This window comes from Colwellia sp. (assembly GCF_013215345.1).
In the GTDB taxonomy this organism is placed as follows: Bacteria; Pseudomonadota; Gammaproteobacteria; order Enterobacterales; family Alteromonadaceae; genus Colwellia.
This window is the reverse complement of the sequence record NZ_JABSOV010000019.1, coordinates 1-15,534: the sequence shown is the minus strand read 5'-3', so window position 1 is coordinate 15,534 and position 15,534 is coordinate 1. Positions and strand designations below refer to the sequence as shown.

The window sequence follows — 15,534 nt, the reverse complement described above, 5'->3', positions numbered from 1 at the left end:
GCCATCAAGCTAAATAGCTTTTATCGTGTCAGCTTGGCTACCACTGTTTCCCCACCACTTGGTATCATCAAGACTGTACGGTTGAGGAATAGCGGTGTTAATGTATTGTGTTTGTTGTTGGTCATTTAAATAAGTAAGTAACAAGGGAATATCGGAATGATTGAAAGCCCTAGGATAATCATTTTTAATGCGAGTTAATCAGAGTTAATCAGAGCTAATCGGCTGTGACTCCGATATTATCGCTTTATAATAACAAAATAGATGTTATCTAATGTTACTTATGTATTCATAGAGGTTGTTTTGGCTGTTATATAATTCCATCATACCGATTTGCTTGAAGCCCACTTTTTGTAATAACCTATTTGAAGAGTGATTATCTGGACTGGTTATAGCTAAAATAGTTGTTAAAGAGTATTTAGGTAATTGTTGTTTTAGCATATTATTTGCAGCCTCTAAGGCATAACCTTTACCACAATATTCGGGTAAAAAAGCATAACCTAAATCAGGGTGCTCTAACTCTTCACGCTTAAGTAAGCCACATATACCAATAGGACATTTTGTTGTTTTCAACTTAACCAAACACAGCCCAAAGCCGAGCTTTTCATAGCTTGCCATAGGCCCTTATTGTAGGTGTTTTTCGGCTTGAGTGATATTGCGAACCTTTTTATCGGAAATATTACGGGTAAAGCTTTTTTCATTCAGTAGTCGCAGCATAAATTCAGCATCCGCTAGGGTGAGCTGCCTGATAATTAACAGATCACTTTCACATACTATCATTGCTAAATACCATAAAAATTTAACACAAAATCATAACTTAGTTATTATCTTGTCTATATAAGTCAGCAGGATTATACCGACTAGATTGCCTGATCAGCGGATGATCTCTGTAACAATTTGGCTTTTTACTGAATTGGCGATAAAGCATTGCTCATGCGCTTGATGGTGCATTTTTTCAAGTTGCGTTAAACTTGGCTTTTATCACTACTAAAAATAGCATGGGGCCTTAGCGTGACTTTTGTCATTGAAACCTTACCTTGTTCATTTTTTTCCATAAGCCCAAGAGCATTATTTATACCAAATGCTTACCACAATTGTTGATGGTTGAAAGAAACCACCACTTTGAGATTGGGTGATATTTTGAATTTTGATATTTGGTTGCGTGGCTAGCCAAAGATTAATTTCGCCTTCTAAACCTTGATCGGTTGCCACATCGGATTTAGGAAGAAAACCTATTTTTGCCCGCAAAATTTTAGTAAATATTTTAACTTCCATAATATGCCCTTATTAAAAGAGTGTTCAGTAAGTTAGTGTTAAATTGGTAAAATTGTTTTCTTGAATAAATGACGCCGCTCAATTTAATTTATTTTTCATAGGATTTTATCAGCCACAATTGCATTAATTTTGCCACTTCTTCACTCAATGGCAAATTTAGATGTTTAGTCTTCTTCACAAGGTGAAACTCGGCATGCGGTGCATTTTTTTCCAATACTTTTTCAAATTCATTTGGATAAAAGGCCTCATCTAACTCACCCACTAGCAGCAGCATTGGACTTTTGTAGTTTGATAAATCAGTAGCATATGATTGTGGCGAAAAAGACTCATTTAACTGATAACTATAACTTTCTAATTGCAGTTCACCTGTGACTTTCGCTGGACGGTTAAAGAAGAGTACCTGATAGTTATTTAAAAAAGTGATGCCTATGTTATTAAGCATGGCTAATCCAGCGTAACGAAGCTTGGCTATTTGTACCCAGCCGCCTGAATTTTGCCTAACAGTGGGTGCTTGATAACCTAAGTAAGGGGCTAAAAGAATAGCGCCATCAAATTGATTTAGATTATTACCGCCATACTTAACCACAAGCCCACCGCCAGAAGAATGCCCAGCTAATATTACTTTCGCATTGGCATAGGATGACTTTATATGGCTAAGTAAATCTTCGAGATCATGTTCAAGCTGGCCAAGGTAATTAATATCGCCCGGGGTAGAGCCTTGTGAATAACCATGGCCACGTAGATCGGGGATGATAACGGTAATATTTAATTCAGTATTTAGTTTTTTAGCTAAGGGGATTAAATATCTTCCCTCTGTCCCTGAGCCATGTAGTAAAACAATAGTTTCAGCAGAGCTACCTAGAATATAGCGGTAAAACAACTTGCTATTGTCTCTTGCCTTATAGTGCTGTTCGTTTATTGACGTAACCGAAAAATTGTTATGTGCGATAGCATCAAAGTCCAATCCTCCCTCAGGCTGTACGCGTTTTATCGGAAGAAAGACAAAAGTAAATGCCATTAACAAATAGATTAAAGCTGACACCACTAAGCAAATAATTACTATACGCACAAAGTGTCCTTTTGGTAAAAATCTTGACTGTATTTAATTGACTGCATTTGCTTGTTAGCAATACCAGTACTAACTATTTTGATATAAAAGATTTAGCGTGACTAACTAAGCGATTTTTAACCTGAGATGTTAAACCTAAACTTATCAGGCCAGATGAAAATACCGAGATAAATATAACACTTTTGATAATTTTAGCGCCGGTGAATAAAGCTAAGAGTATTAATAAAGCCGCATAGCCTACGCCAATTAAACCTAAGAAAAGACACATCCCTTTAATATCGTTATTCATAATATTCCTTTAATGGTAGATAAACACTTATGTTGATAATAACCTAAAAATTTGCAAGGCACTAAACATAATGATTATTGCTAACGCGCCAACTGTTGCCTGTAAGTTATTTAATGACCTTGTCCTAGTTCATTAATAGGTGATTAATTGCTAATTAGGAGAGGAAATTCACTTCCATCATATCGACTATTTGGTTGATGCTAACGTCCTTTAAGGCATGTTCGGTTGAAGAGTGGACGACGCCAGCTTTATCACCTAGGGCAATGTCAACCGTATCAGGCTTACTATCATGCAACACCAAGACCATTTTTTTGTCCATTGCTATGCAATCAATTGTTATCGCATCGGCATTCATGCCTTGTTTACGTAATGTCTTATCCATTATGCCCATCAAGGTGTCTACATGTTTGTTACGGTCATAAAATAAATCATTGGCTTTGGCGACTATATCAGCGAGTTCTTTTAAGGATTCTTTCATTTTATTCTTATGAGTAGGGTGGTATAAGCAAGTAATTTGGCTACTGTAAACTAGCGGACAGGTAAAATCTATCTACAAGTTATGTGCCATTGACATTGGTGGAAACTGAGCATGACAGTTCACTTACCTTGCGGTACGTTGATTTACATATCGAAGCTGGTTAGTTGTTTTGAGAACATTTATACTTCGGCCATCTTTTTCACTGTATAAGTATATTTATTATGATAAAAAAAATTGCCTTATCACTTCTTTCAGCCGCCGTGCTGGTAGGTTGTGTGGCAACTACGTCTGACAACTCTTCACCCGTTAACTCTTCAAAAGACATTAGCGCAAGCTACGACAGTATTAATACCGCGCAATTAATTGAACATGTAAAAGTTTTATCTTCAGATGAATTTGGTGGTCGTGCGCCATCGAGTGAAGGTGAAAAGCTTACCCTTACCTACTTAACTGAGCAGTTTAAAGCTTTAGGTTTTAAACCAGGCAATGGTGATAGTTTCTTACAAGAAGTACCCTTAGTATCAATTGAAGCCTCAACTGATATGAGCTTAGTCATTGGTGGTAAACACTACCAACAAGGCACTGATATGGTAATGGGTAGTGCTCGCATCAGTGAATTAGAACAACTTAAGAATTCTGAGCTTGTTTTTGTTGGTTACGGTGTTAATGCACCGGAATATAACTGGAATGATTATAAAGATCTTGATGTTAAGGGTAAAACGGTTGTTATCTTAGTGAACGATCCAGGTTTCGCCACGCAAGATCCTGAATTATTTACAGGTAATGCCATGACCTATTATGGTCGTTGGACATACAAGTATGAAGAAGCAAGTCGTCAAGGCGCTGAAGGGGCAATTATCATTCATGAAACTGCACCCGCATCTTACGGTTGGTCGGTAGTTAAGAACTCATGGACTGGCCCACAATTTAGCTTTCAACGTGAAGACTTAAATAAAGGTCGTGTTGCGGTTGAAGGTTGGATTAACAGCGATGTTGCAACTGAGTTATTTGCAAAAGCGGGTTTAGATTTCACTGAAATGAAGGAACGTGCCGCACAAGGTAGTTTTAACATAGATATGGGCGATTTAGATGCTTCTATTACCGTGAAAAATACTATCAAGAATTCAATTTCATATAACTTTATCGCGACTTTACCGGGCCAAGAATCAGCAGATGAACATATTTTATATTCTGCTCATTGGGACCACTTAGGTACTGATTTAACGAAAAAAGGTGACCAAATTTATAATGGTGCCCGTGATAATGCTACCGGTACGGCTGCGTTAATTGAAGTTGCTGAAGCATTTTCAAAATTACCACAACCACTTGACCGTTCAGTTACCTTTTTAGCGGTAACGGCAGAAGAGCAGGGCTTACTTGGCTCTAAATTCTATGCTGCAAATCCTATTATCCCAGCAGCTAAAACGGTTGCTAACATTAATATGGATGCATTGAACGTAAATGGTAAAAGTGCAGATGTTGCCGTTTACGGTTTAGGTCAATCAGAGCTTGATAACTTTTTAACTAAAGCAGCTAAAAAGCAAAACCGTGTAATTTCGGGTGACCCTAGACCCGCAGCAGGTATTTACTACCGTTCTGATCACTTTGCTTTTGCTAACGTAGGTATTCCAGCGTTATACGCAAAAGGCGGCGCTACTCCGGCCGACCAAAAAACTGCTGATTTAAGAGCTAAATTAGATCCAATTCTTGCTAAGTGTTACCACGGTCTTTGTGATGAATACAGTGACGATTGGGATTTAACTGGCGCTGTTGAAGATATGCAATTGTTCTTTGAAATTGGTGTTGAGCTATCTCACGAGGGTGTTTGGCCACAGTGGAGCAAAACCTCTGAGTTTAAAAGGTAAGAGCAGCGTTAAACGAATGGTTAAAAATATTCCTGTTTGAGTTAACGGGGCAAATAAACTAGTAATATAAAGCGGTAGTGGCCATAGGGCATTATCGCTTTTTTTAGCTGCATAAGCTTACTGGCAAATATCTGCCATCTCGGCTTGGGTTAACTTCTGTAAATCTTGTGGACTTAACTCTATTTCTAAACCTCTTTTACCAGCACTGACATAAATCGTCGGAAATTGTTTTGCCGATGCATCAATAAAGGTTTTTAGGCGCTTTTTTTGCCCAAGTGGGCTAACACCACCGAGTACATAACCGGTTGAGCGCTCTACATCGCTTTTTAATGCCATGGTCGCTTTTTTCCCTGAATAGGCTTTAGCGATAAGTTTCATGTTTAGCATAGCTGACACAGGAATCACAGCTACAACCAAGGCTTTATTATCAATATTAACGACTAAGGTCTTAAAAACTCTATCCGTGGCTATGCCAAGCTTTTGTGCGGCTTCATCACCATAAGATTCGGAAGTTGCATCATGTTTGTACTCATGTACTTTATAAATCACTTTGTTTAGCTTGGTGGTATTTATTGCGGGAGTCATGGAAGTCTCTTATCTTTTGATTAAACTTGTGATTTTCTTTAAAATTTATCTTTATTTATTGTGAAAAAAAATAGACAATAAAAAACATAAAATAAACTCCCTAGCAGGAAAATACAAGTTGTTAATCCTGTTAATGGGCAAGGTGATTCAGCAAACTAAGTGGTGTGAAAAATGTCTAACAACGTAAATATAAAAGGAATTAACTCAGTTTTATTTGTTTGCATGGGCAATATTTGCCGATCGCCCAGTGCTGAGGCTGTGTTTAGATATAAAATGAATGCTCAAGGCTTAGCGCTAAAAGTTGATTCTGCTGGTACCTTAGGTGCTCATGCCAAAGAAAAGCCAGATCATCGTGCGCAAAAAGCCGGTGTTGCCCGTGGTTATTCTTTTGATGGCATTAAAGCGCGTAAGGTGACAGTGCAAGACTTTACAGATTTTGATCTTATTCTTGCCATGGACCATGACAATGTTGCCGAGCTAAAGAAAGTAGCACCAGCAGCTGCGCTTGATAAAATACATTTATTGTTAGATTTTGCTGTCGACCATGAGGAAGAGCAGGTGCCAGATCCGTATTATGGTGGCGCTAAAGGTTTTGACTATGTACTGGATTTAGTTGAAGCGGCCAGTGATGGTTTATTAGAAAAAATATAAACCAGCGCGACATATTACCGTGAAAATAAAAAACCTTAGCCAAAGCTAAGGTTTTTTTATTTGCATAGTTATACTTTTTGCTCTTTCAACAAAATAAGTAAAAGCTTATCGCTCTATTTAAGCGAAACGCGTTTTTATTGAATCAGCTAGTAGCGCTAAAATGTCATCACTTACCGTTAAATCAACACAGGCATCGGTAATACTTTGTCCATAAGTTAATGGTGTATCTTTTTTAACCGCTTGATTGCCTTCGACAATGAAGCTTTCAATCATAACACCAAAAATACTTTCTTCACCCTGGCTTATTTGTTCAGCTATTGAGCGAGCGACATCTATTTGTTTATTGTGATCTTTACAGCTATTACCATGGCTGCAATCAATCATAATACTTTGTGATAGTGACGCTTTTTCTAGTTTCTGACGAGTCTCTTTAATATCAGCAACATGATAGTTAGGAACCTTGCCACCACGTAAAATCACATGGGCAAACGGGTTGCCATGAGTTTGGTAAATACACATTTGGCCACTTTTATCGGGCGAATATAATACATGAGGTACACTTGAAGCCTGAATCGCATCAAGGGCAATTTTAACATTGCCATCAGTACCATTTTTAAAGCCAACAGGGCATGACAAGGCAGAGGCTAATTCGCGGTGAACTTGGCTTTCAGTAGTACGTGCGCCGATAGCGCCCCAACTGATCAGGTCGGAAATGTACTGACCGGTAACCATATCTAAAAACTCAGTGCCGGCAGCTAGTCCTAGGTCATTAATTTCGACTAATAAGCTACGTGCTAGTTTTAAACCTTTAGCAACATGAAATGATTTATCTAAGTCAGGGTCGCTAATTAAACCCTTCCAACCTACGGTGGTACGTGGCTTTTCAAAGTAAACACGCATAACAATAAGTAATTCACTTTTATACTTGTCACGCAATACCGTCAGTTTTTTCGCGTAATCAATGGCGGCAGTTGTATCGTGAATAGAGCAAGGGCCGATAATTACCAGTAAACGCTTATCTTCACCACTAATAACCGCTTCAATTTCTTTGCGGCTTTGCATTATAAAATCTGCGGTGGCAGCACTTAAGGGAATTAGCTCAGCAAGCTCAGCGGGAGAGGCTAAATTTTCAATTAGCGTCGTGCGTAATTCATCAGTTTTAATGGTCATGAAATTCTAATACTTTTTTGGTTTTAATTTGATTTAGTTTGTTTTTAGTTCGGCTTTTTAATCAGCGATATGTTCGCGGCGCATATACCCGTTATCATTCAAAATGCATGTTTCAGAGCGTTTGAGCAATTTCAATTCAAGGCATATCAATATTGCCATGGTTACTCCATTTCAAATTGATGTAACGATGAAGTGATGTTGCTCAAGCGCTTCTACGATGGGTTTAAAGTTCGTTTATACTGCGTTATTAATTGTCACAATGGAATAACCATTCTGTCAACTTAATGCCTTGCATAAACAAACTTTAATTCCCACTGAAATCCCGTACTTTGATTGGTAACGGGTATTAACTAATTTATGGGCGATAACATAGCTAAATTAGCCGCTAATGTGAACTGTTATTACTAATAAAAAGCGATAAAATGCCGATCATTTGATATCAAGAAGGTCTTAATTATGACAAATTAATATTTGTAACGCTGCAAGCCGGTTTCAGACAGTATTTTAGCGGTAATCTCTTCAACGGAAAACTTGGTGGTATTGATGAAAGGTATCTTCTCATTTTTATAGAGCTTTTCTACTTCTCTAACCTCCATGCGACACTGTCTGGCTGAAGCATACTTACTATTAGACATACGACCTTCTCTTATATCCATCAGTCTTTTTGCATCTATGGTTAGGCCAAAGAGTTTCTTTTTAAATGGCTTTAAAAAAATTGGGATTGTTAATTCTTCCATATCATCATCGGTAAAAGGGTAGTTAGCCGCTTTAATGCCATATTGCAGTGCTAGATATAGCGCGCTTGGCGTTTTACCTGAACGTGAAACGCCGACTAAAATTACATCCGCGTCTTCATAGTTGGTGATATTAGAGCCATCATCATTTGCTAGGGCATAATTCACTGCTTCAATGCGGTAATCGTAAGTTTTCTCATGAATGCTATGAGTTCTATGGGCGGTAGGTTTGGCTTTCATTGCCAGTTCTTTTTCTAGGGGAGCAACATAGGGCTCTAAAAAATTATAAATTACCGCGTCACAACTATCAATTATTTCACGAATATCATTATTAACGAAAGTATGAAATACCAACGCTGGCTCACCGCTGCGGTTGGTCGCTCTGTTTATTTTTTCTTTGGCCTCTTCAGCCTTTTCTACGGTTTCTACAAAGGAGATGGTGTGGTGCTCAAATTCAGTGGGGAAAAGAGACAGCAGTGCATGACCAAAAACTTCAGAAGTGATGGCGGTGCCATCAGAGATATAAAAAGCTGAACGCATAATTGAATCGTCTTAATTGAAAAGTGAATTGAATAGTTATTTATCTGTAATGAATTTATCGTGAAAGCTAGTATGAAAACTTTTAAGTTATATTTTATTATGTCTTTAATTTACTATAACTGGCAGTGTAGAATGTACTTAACTACAAAAAATACTAAGTCTATCAAGTGGCTTCACACTCAGTGATAATTAAAAGCCTTTGAGGTAATGCATTGATTGAATATAAGGGTTACGCCTTTATCGAAATCAATAGCGCCGTATTGTAAGGCTTTTAAACTCACTCATGAAGCGCTGAGTTGAGCATTAACTTAATAGAGTTAGTATGATTAAACAAATTTATTTTTTAATTGGAGAAGTGTCGTGCAAGAAAATGTTCTTTGGTATCAAAACTTAGGCATGAATGATGTAGATCGCGTCGGCGGTAAAAATGCATCACTTGGTGAAATGATTTCTAACTTGGCTAATGTTGGTGTGCAAGTGCCTACGGGTTTTGCAACCACGTCATTTGCCTTTAATGAGTTTTTAGAGCAAAGCGGTATTAATGAAAAAATTTATCAACTACTCGATGGCTTAGATGTTGACGATGTTAATGCACTAGCCAAATGTGGTGCAACTATTCGCCAATGGGTTATCGATACGCCATTTCGTCCACAAATGCAGCAGGATATCGAAGCTGCTTATGCACAACTTGCCGGCGACTTCTCTGACGATGCTTCTTTTGCAGTACGTTCTTCGGCAACAGCGGAAGATATGCCAGATGCTTCTTTTGCTGGCCAACAAGAAACCTTTTTAAATGTTCGTGGTTTTGATGCGGTAATGATTGCCATTAAACATGTATTTGCTTCTTTGTTTAATGATAGAGCTATTTCATACCGTGTACATCAAGGTTATGACCACCGCGGCGTTGCGCTATCTGCTGGTATTCAGCAAATGGTGCGTAGTGATATTTCTTCTTCGGGTGTAATGTTCTCTATAGATACTGAATCGGGCTTTGACCAAGTCGTCTTTATCACTTCAAGCTTTGGCTTAGGTGAAATGGTAGTACAAGGGGCAGTAAATCCTGATGAATTTTATGTTCATAAACCAACCCTAGCTAAAGGTAAACCAGCGGTAATACGTCGTAATATTGGTAGCAAAGCTATTAAGATGGTGTACTCAGATAGCCAAGAGCATTCAAAACAAGTTGAAATTGTTGATATCGACCCAGCCGATTCTAACCGTTTTTCATTAACCGATAGCGAAGTTGAAGAGCTGGCTAAACAAGCGGTAATCATTGAAAAGCATTACGGCCGCGCCATGGATATCGAATGGGCAAAAGATGGCTTAGATGGCAAGCTGTACATTGTACAAGCACGTCCTGAAACTGTTAAGAGTCGTGAAAATGCCAATGTAATGGAACAGTTCCACTTACAAACAGATGACACGCTAGAGATTGTTTGTGAAGGACGCTCAATTGGTCATAAAATTGGTAGTGGTGAAGTGAAAGTATTATCGTCACTCGCTGAAATGGATAAAATCCTACCAGGTGATGTTTTAGTTACTGATATGACCGACCCAGATTGGGAACCTATCATGAAAAAAGCTTCTGCCATTGTCACTAATCGCGGAGGTAGAACTTGTCATGCTGCTATTATTGCTCGAGAAATGGGGGTTCCTGCTGTAGTTGGCTGCGGCAATGCCACTGAGCTGATTAAAACCGGCGATATGGTAACTGTATCTTGTGCTGAAGGTGATACCGGTTTTATTTACCGCGGCAAGCTAGATTATCAGGTGAAGACCTCTGAAATTAATGATATGCCAGAGTTACCGCTTAAAATCATGATGAATGTTGGTAATCCAGACCGAGCTTTTGCTTTTGCTCGTTTACCACATGCAGGTATTGGTTTGGCGCGTTTAGAGTTTATTATCAATAAAATGATTGGTATTCACCCAAAAGCGTTACTTAATTTTGATAAGCAGTCTGCTGAATTACAAGATGAAATTAACGATATTATCGCCGGTTACGAAAGCCCGGTTGAGTTTTATATTGCCAAACTAACTGAAGGTATCTCAACCTTAGCAGCGGCATACTCACCTGAAAAAGTGATTGTGCGTATGTCTGATTTCAAATCAAACGAATACGCTAATCTTGTTGGTGGTGAAGCGTATGAGCCGCACGAAGAAAACCCTATGATTGGTTATCGCGGTGCAGCACGTTATATCTCTAAAGATTTCAGAGATTGTTTTGCCTTAGAGTGTGAAGCGATAAAACGTGTTCGTAATGACATGGATTTAACCAATGTTGAAGTAATGATCCCGTTTGTTCGTACCTTGGGAGAAGCGGCGGCGGTTATTGATATTCTTGCTGAGCATGGCTTAAAGCGTGGCGAAAATGGTTTACGCGTTATTATGATGTGTGAATTACCGTCAAATGCTTTATTAGCGGATCAATTCCTTGATTACTTTGATGGCTTCTCTATTGGCTCAAACGATTTAACTCAGCTAACGCTTGGTTTAGATAGAGACTCGGGTTTAATAGCGCATTTATTTGATGAGCGTGATCCAGCGATAAAAATACTATTATCTATGGCGATTAAAGCCTGTAAAGCACGTGGTAAATACGTCGGTATTTGTGGTCAAGGACCTTCAGATCATGAAGACTTTGCTGCTTGGTTAGTAGAGCAGGGCATTGATAGTGTTTCACTTAACCCAGATACGGTATTGCCAACTTGGTTATACCTTGCTGAACAATTAGCGAAGAAAGCTTAGCTCGTCTTTAGTTAAATTTTTACTTAAACCTTGTGGTAGAACTTAGCTAGAACCTCAGCTATAACCTTAGCAAAAGAAGCTGTAGTGATATTGCAGCTAGAAAAATATTAAAAACACCTTAGCGCGATTTTAGCTAAGGTGTTTTTTTATGCCTGCTATTTATCGAAGTGTTAGCCGGACATTATCAGTGTTTTGTCAGGGTATTAGCAGCTTACGCCTGAGCAAATCACGTTCATCGTTACGTATGTTCATTAAGGTAACAACCATTAATGAAATACACGCCTTGATCATGAATCGCTCAGGCGTCCTGAAACGAGCATATTGAAGTAGCTTGGGTATATATTCACTCCTCCTATCCATTCAGGTATACTTATTTAATTGAATAGCAGAGATTTCTATACTGCTTCTACGATAATCTAATCGAGATCTGACATGACGGGCAATTCTGAACAACTTTCCTTAATCCAAGGTTTAAAAACAATCGTGGGTGCCAAGTACCTACTCACTGACACCGTAAAAAAACAAGCTTACACTAAAGGTTTCCGATTTGGCTCAGGTGAAGCTATTGCTGTGGTAAGACCAGAGAACTTGGTAGAAATTTGGCAAGCACTTAAAGTCTGTGTTGAGGCTGATGTTGCCGTCATTATGCAAGCAGCAAATACCGGCCTAACAGGTGGTTCAACGCCAAATGGCAACGATTATGATCGTGACCTTGTTATCATTAACACTATGCGTATAAATAGCATTCATTTAATTGATAATGCGAAACAAATTGTAGGTTTAGCGGGTAGTACTTTATTTGGCTTAGAAGATGTTTTACGACCATACGGCCGTGAACCGCATTCTGTTATAGGCTCTTCTTGTATTGGCGCTTCAATAGTTGGTGGTATTTGTAATAATTCAGGTGGCGCTCTAGTACAAAGAGGGCCAGCTTATACCGAGCTTTCAATCTACGCGCAAATAGATGCACAAGGTAATTTATCACTGGTTAATAATTTAGGTATTGATTTAGGTGATACCCCAGAAGAAATTTTAACTAACTTACAACAAAAAAACTTTACTGAAAAAGATGTTGGTTTCCCATCAAAACGTGCATCAGATAATGAATATCATGAACGTGTTAGAGAGATTGATGAAGATACACCTTCACGTTATAACAACGATGGACGTCGTTTGTATGAGTCCTCTGGTTGTGCTGGAAAGTTAGCTGTTTTTGCCGTACGTATGGATACTTTTGCCATTCCTGAAAAGCAGCAAGTTTTTTATGTTGGCACTAATGATCCTGCTGTATTAGAAAAAATACGAAGAGATATGTTATCGACATTTAAATCATTACCGGTATCGGGCGAGTATTTACATCGTGATTGTTATGACGCTTCAAAAAAATACGGTAAAGATTCATTTTTAGTGATTGATAAGTTGGGCTCAAAATATATGCCTAAAATGTTTGCTATCAAACGTACAGTCGATCGTTTTGCCGATAAAATAAAGTTTTTACCGAGCAAGTTCTCTGACCGTATAATGCAATATATGAGCGCTTTGTGGCCAAACCATCTGCCTAAACGCATGGATGAGTACCGAGATAAATACCAGCATCACTGGATCATTGAAATGAGTAATGAAGGTGTTGATGAGGCTAAAAATTATTTTGACAACTTCTTTGCCTCCAATGAGGGCAGTTATTTTGAATGTACCAAAGAAGAAGGTAAAAAGGCTATTTTACATCGATTTGTTGCTGGTGGTGCTATTGGTCGTCAGCAGCTAATGAACAGTAAAGAGCTTGGCGCTATCATGACTATAGATGTTGCTTTTCCTCGCAACGAAAAAGATTGGTTTGAAACCTTAGCGCCTGAGCTTGATGAGTTAATTGCAGTAAAACTGTATTACGGACATTTATTTTGCCATGTGATGCACCAAAACTATATTCTAAAAAAAGGTGTTGATGCAAAAGCGGTTAAAGATAAAATATTGGCTACCTTTGATGCACGGGGGGCAGAGTACCCTGCAGAGCATAATGTTGGACATGAGTATTTTGCTAAGGCTGATTTAAAAGCGTTTTATAAAGAGCTAGATCCGACCAATAGCTTTAATCCGGGTATTGGTAAAACGTCTAAATGTAAACATTGGCACTAAGTTAATCACTTTGTAATGATTTAACCGCTAACCTTAGGGAAAAAATCATAAAGGGAAAGCGGATGAAAAAAGTCAATGTTTACGGCAATTAACATTACTTCTGCTCTAGCTAATGCGCCAGTTGCTCACAGATCAGAACTATTTAATAATGGGGAAACTACGCTATATTTTATAGGTATTGGCAATCATTAGGGTTACTTGAGTGGGGCGTATAGATATCCGGTACTGATGAGTGATTTTTCAGTAACCAGTACCGGAGCAACTACAGATATCACATGGTTAAGGTTGGTTAGCTATGATGTTTGTTTTCTAAATGCTTGTCTGCTAAATTCTTGATAACTGTTATCTAAAAGGTAGTAGCTTTGTCTGATCGGCGCTTAATGTTATTACTGAAAATCTCTATCGGTATTGGACTCTGCCTATTACTGCTAGGGATTTATTTACATAACTACAGTGATTATATGGCATCACTAGGCGTTACCGGTATTCTCATTAGCGCCACGTGTTTTGCCTTTGGTATGGTTTTTTCTTTACCCACTAAAATGTATTTGACCTTTCTTTTAATGAAACGAGAAGCCGAGCAACGAGCCAAAAAATCTAAAAAACCTCAAGATTAACTACTGGCAACCCTTATATCGCATTTATTGATAAAAAAGCCACTATTTCTGCTACCGAAAGCTACCTAAGTATGAGTTTTCGTGTAAAATCAGTCCCATTTTTACTATTTCACTTAGTCTAATAATAAATGACTTACTCATCTGCGCTTGTTTTCATCGGCCCAGTCGAGTCAATTCGTTTATTAACCCCCTATTAGAGGAAATCATGAGCTTAGACACCACCACTATAGATGCTATTGTTGCACAGGCAGAAGTTGCCATTGCAGAAGCATCAGATTCAACTGCACTTGATCAAGTGCGCGTTAACTTTTTAGGGAAGAAAGGTTTATTTACTGAGCAAATGAAAGGCTTAGGTAAATTACCAAAAGAAGAAAAGCCTAAAATGGGACAAGTAATTAATATTGCTAAACAAGCAGTACAGAAATTACTTAACGACCGTGGTGAACTATTACGTGCCCAAGAAATTAAAGAAAAACTAGCGGCAGAGTCTATTGATGTTACTTTGCCTGGTCGTGGTACACAAATCGGTGGTTTACACCCGGTAACTCGTACCATTGCTCGTATTGAAAGTTTCTTTGGTGATTTAGGTTTTGAAGTTAAAGCCGGCCCAGAAGTTGAAGATGATTATCACAACTTTGATGCCTTGAATATTCCTGAGCATCACCCAGCACGTCAAGATCATGATACTTTCTATTTCAATCCAAAATTAGTATTACGTACACAAACCTCAGGCGTGCAAATCCGTACTATGGAAGTTGAAAAGCCGCCACTACGCATTATCTCGCCAGGTAAAGTGTACCGTAATGATTATGACCAAACACATACACCAATGTTTCACCAAGTTGAAGGATTGATGGTAGATAAAGACGTTAGCTTTACTCACCTTAAAGGAATTTTGCATGACTTCTTGCATCACTTCTTTGAAGAAGAAGTAGAAATTCGCTTCCGCCCTTCATATTTCCCTTTCACTGAACCTTCTGCTGAAGTAGATATCATGGGTAAAAATGGTAAATGGTTAGAAGTGTTAGGTTGCGGCATGGTACATCCAAATGTTTTACGTAGTGTTGGTATCGATCCAGAAGTTTACACAGGTTTTGCCTTTGGTATGGGTGTTGAACGTTTAACTATGTTGCGTTATGGCGTAAATGATTTACGTGCATTCTTTGAAAACGATCTTCGCTTCTTAAAACAGTTCAAGTAGGAAAACTCATAATGAAATTTAGTGAATCTTGGTTACGTGAGTGGGTTAATCCTGCACTTACTTCTGATGAATTAGCACATCAAATTACTATGGCTGGCCTAGAGGTTGACGGTGTTGACCCAGTAGCTGGCGAGTTTAGTGGTGTTGTTATTGGGGAAGTGGTTGAATGTGGTCCTCACCCA

The 15,534-nt window shown here is 38.5% G+C and carries 15 protein-coding genes; 6 read left to right on the top strand and 9 right to left on the bottom strand.

What is annotated here, in order from left to right; all coding sequences use genetic code 11:
• Window positions 1-264 precede the first annotated feature (264 nt).
• The 6 genes from HRT50_RS04140 to HRT50_RS04115 all read right to left on the bottom strand — a co-directional run bounded on the left by HRT50_RS04140 (window position 265) and on the right by HRT50_RS04115 (window position 3,108).
• Window positions 265-615 carry a GNAT family N-acetyltransferase gene (locus HRT50_RS04140; protein WP_291611632.1) on the bottom strand — a complete coding sequence of 117 codons (351 nt, stop codon included), beginning with the start codon at window positions 613-615 and terminating at the stop codon, window positions 265-267.
• Window positions 616-621: 6 nt separating this feature from the next.
• Window positions 622-777: a hypothetical protein gene (locus tag HRT50_RS04135; protein ID WP_291611630.1), complete on the bottom strand. Its 156-nt coding sequence runs from the start codon at window positions 775-777 to the stop codon at window positions 622-624.
• Window positions 778-1,065: 288 nt separating this feature from the next.
• Entirely contained in the window at window positions 1,066-1,272 is a 207-nt protein-coding gene (locus HRT50_RS04130) for a hypothetical protein (RefSeq protein ID WP_291611628.1), read from the bottom strand.
• A gap of 88 nt (window positions 1,273-1,360) precedes the next feature.
• Entirely contained in the window at window positions 1,361-2,341 is a 981-nt protein-coding gene (locus HRT50_RS04125; protein WP_291611626.1) for an alpha/beta hydrolase, read from the bottom strand.
• Window positions 2,342-2,414: 73 nt separating this feature from the next.
• Window positions 2,415-2,630: a hypothetical protein gene (locus HRT50_RS04120; protein ID WP_291611624.1), complete on the bottom strand. Its 216-nt coding sequence runs from the start codon at window positions 2,628-2,630 to the stop codon at window positions 2,415-2,417.
• Between the two features lie 154 nt (window positions 2,631-2,784).
• Window positions 2,785-3,108 carry a hypothetical protein gene (locus HRT50_RS04115; RefSeq protein ID WP_291611621.1) on the bottom strand — a complete coding sequence of 108 codons (324 nt, stop codon included), beginning with the start codon at window positions 3,106-3,108 and terminating at the stop codon, window positions 2,785-2,787.
• Between the two features lie 221 nt (window positions 3,109-3,329).
• On the opposite strand from HRT50_RS04115, the gene HRT50_RS04110 reads away from it, so the two are divergent.
• On the top strand, window positions 3,330-4,973 hold the full coding sequence (locus tag HRT50_RS04110) for a M28 family metallopeptidase (protein WP_291611619.1): 1,644 nt from the start codon (window positions 3,330-3,332) through the stop codon (window positions 4,971-4,973).
• Between the two features lie 117 nt (window positions 4,974-5,090).
• On the opposite strand, the gene ybaK is transcribed toward HRT50_RS04110, so the two are convergent.
• A complete protein-coding gene (gene ybaK / locus HRT50_RS04105; protein ID WP_291611617.1) occupies window positions 5,091-5,558 on the bottom strand; it encodes a Cys-tRNA(Pro) deacylase in 468 nt (155 codons plus the stop codon).
• A gap of 171 nt (window positions 5,559-5,729) precedes the next feature.
• Between ybaK and HRT50_RS04100 the strand changes: the two genes are divergently transcribed.
• Window positions 5,730-6,209, top strand: a complete 480-nt coding sequence (locus tag HRT50_RS04100; RefSeq protein ID WP_291611615.1) for a low molecular weight protein-tyrosine-phosphatase — start codon at window positions 5,730-5,732, stop codon at window positions 6,207-6,209.
• Between the two features lie 117 nt (window positions 6,210-6,326).
• Here HRT50_RS04100 and HRT50_RS04095 read toward each other — a convergent pair whose 3' ends face one another.
• Window positions 6,327-7,379, bottom strand: a complete 1,053-nt coding sequence (locus HRT50_RS04095) for a 3-deoxy-7-phosphoheptulonate synthase (RefSeq protein ID WP_291611613.1) — start codon at window positions 7,377-7,379, stop codon at window positions 6,327-6,329.
• A 464-nt stretch (window positions 7,380-7,843) separates the two neighbouring features.
• Window positions 7,844-8,653 (bottom strand): pyruvate, water dikinase regulatory protein, encoded by an 810-nt coding sequence (locus HRT50_RS04090; protein ID WP_291611610.1) that lies wholly within the window; start codon window positions 8,651-8,653, stop codon window positions 7,844-7,846.
• 360 nt (window positions 8,654-9,013) lie between these two features.
• On the opposite strand from HRT50_RS04090, the gene ppsA reads away from it, so the two are divergent.
• The 4 genes from ppsA (at window position 9,014) to pheS (ending at window position 15,352) form a co-directional block, all read left to right on the top strand.
• Window positions 9,014-11,401, top strand: coding sequence for a phosphoenolpyruvate synthase (gene ppsA / locus HRT50_RS04085; RefSeq protein ID WP_291611608.1), 2,388 nt, complete (start codon window positions 9,014-9,016; stop codon window positions 11,399-11,401).
• A 432-nt stretch (window positions 11,402-11,833) separates the two neighbouring features.
• Window positions 11,834-13,534, top strand: coding sequence for a D-lactate dehydrogenase (gene dld, locus HRT50_RS04080; protein WP_291611606.1), 1,701 nt, complete (start codon window positions 11,834-11,836; stop codon window positions 13,532-13,534).
• A gap of 362 nt (window positions 13,535-13,896) precedes the next feature.
• Window positions 13,897-14,151, top strand: a complete 255-nt coding sequence (locus tag HRT50_RS04075; RefSeq protein ID WP_291611604.1) for a hypothetical protein — start codon at window positions 13,897-13,899, stop codon at window positions 14,149-14,151.
• A 205-nt stretch (window positions 14,152-14,356) separates the two neighbouring features.
• Window positions 14,357-15,352, top strand: a complete 996-nt coding sequence (gene pheS / locus HRT50_RS04070) for a phenylalanine--tRNA ligase subunit alpha (protein WP_291611602.1) — start codon at window positions 14,357-14,359, stop codon at window positions 15,350-15,352.
• Window positions 15,353-15,534 lie beyond the last annotated feature (182 nt).

Excerpts from the sequence above, each read along its gene's own strand:
- HRT50_RS04140 (WP_291611632.1), bottom strand. The coding sequence starts at position 615 with ATGGCAAGCTATGAAAAGCTCGGCTTTGGGCTGTGTTTGGTTAAGTTG.
- HRT50_RS04135 (WP_291611630.1), bottom strand. The coding sequence starts at position 777 with ATGATAGTATGTGAAAGTGATCTGTTAATTATCAGGCAGCTCACCCTA.
- HRT50_RS04130 (WP_291611628.1), bottom strand. The coding sequence starts at position 1,272 with ATGGAAGTTAAAATATTTACTAAAATTTTGCGGGCAAAAATAGGTTTT.
- HRT50_RS04120 (WP_291611624.1), bottom strand. The coding sequence starts at position 2,630 with ATGAATAACGATATTAAAGGGATGTGTCTTTTCTTAGGTTTAATTGGC.
- HRT50_RS04115 (WP_291611621.1), bottom strand. The coding sequence starts at position 3,108 with ATGAAAGAATCCTTAAAAGAACTCGCTGATATAGTCGCCAAAGCCAAT.
- HRT50_RS04110 (WP_291611619.1), top strand. The coding sequence starts at position 3,330 with ATGATAAAAAAAATTGCCTTATCACTTCTTTCAGCCGCCGTGCTGGTA.
- ybaK (WP_291611617.1), bottom strand. The coding sequence starts at position 5,558 with ATGACTCCCGCAATAAATACCACCAAGCTAAACAAAGTGATTTATAAA.
- HRT50_RS04100 (WP_291611615.1), top strand. The coding sequence starts at position 5,730 with ATGTCTAACAACGTAAATATAAAAGGAATTAACTCAGTTTTATTTGTT.
- HRT50_RS04095 (WP_291611613.1), bottom strand. The coding sequence starts at position 7,379 with ATGACCATTAAAACTGATGAATTACGCACGACGCTAATTGAAAATTTA.
- HRT50_RS04090 (WP_291611610.1), bottom strand. The coding sequence starts at position 8,653 with ATGCGTTCAGCTTTTTATATCTCTGATGGCACCGCCATCACTTCTGAA.
- dld (WP_291611606.1), top strand. The coding sequence starts at position 11,834 with ATGACGGGCAATTCTGAACAACTTTCCTTAATCCAAGGTTTAAAAACA.
- pheS (WP_291611602.1), top strand. The coding sequence starts at position 14,357 with ATGAGCTTAGACACCACCACTATAGATGCTATTGTTGCACAGGCAGAA.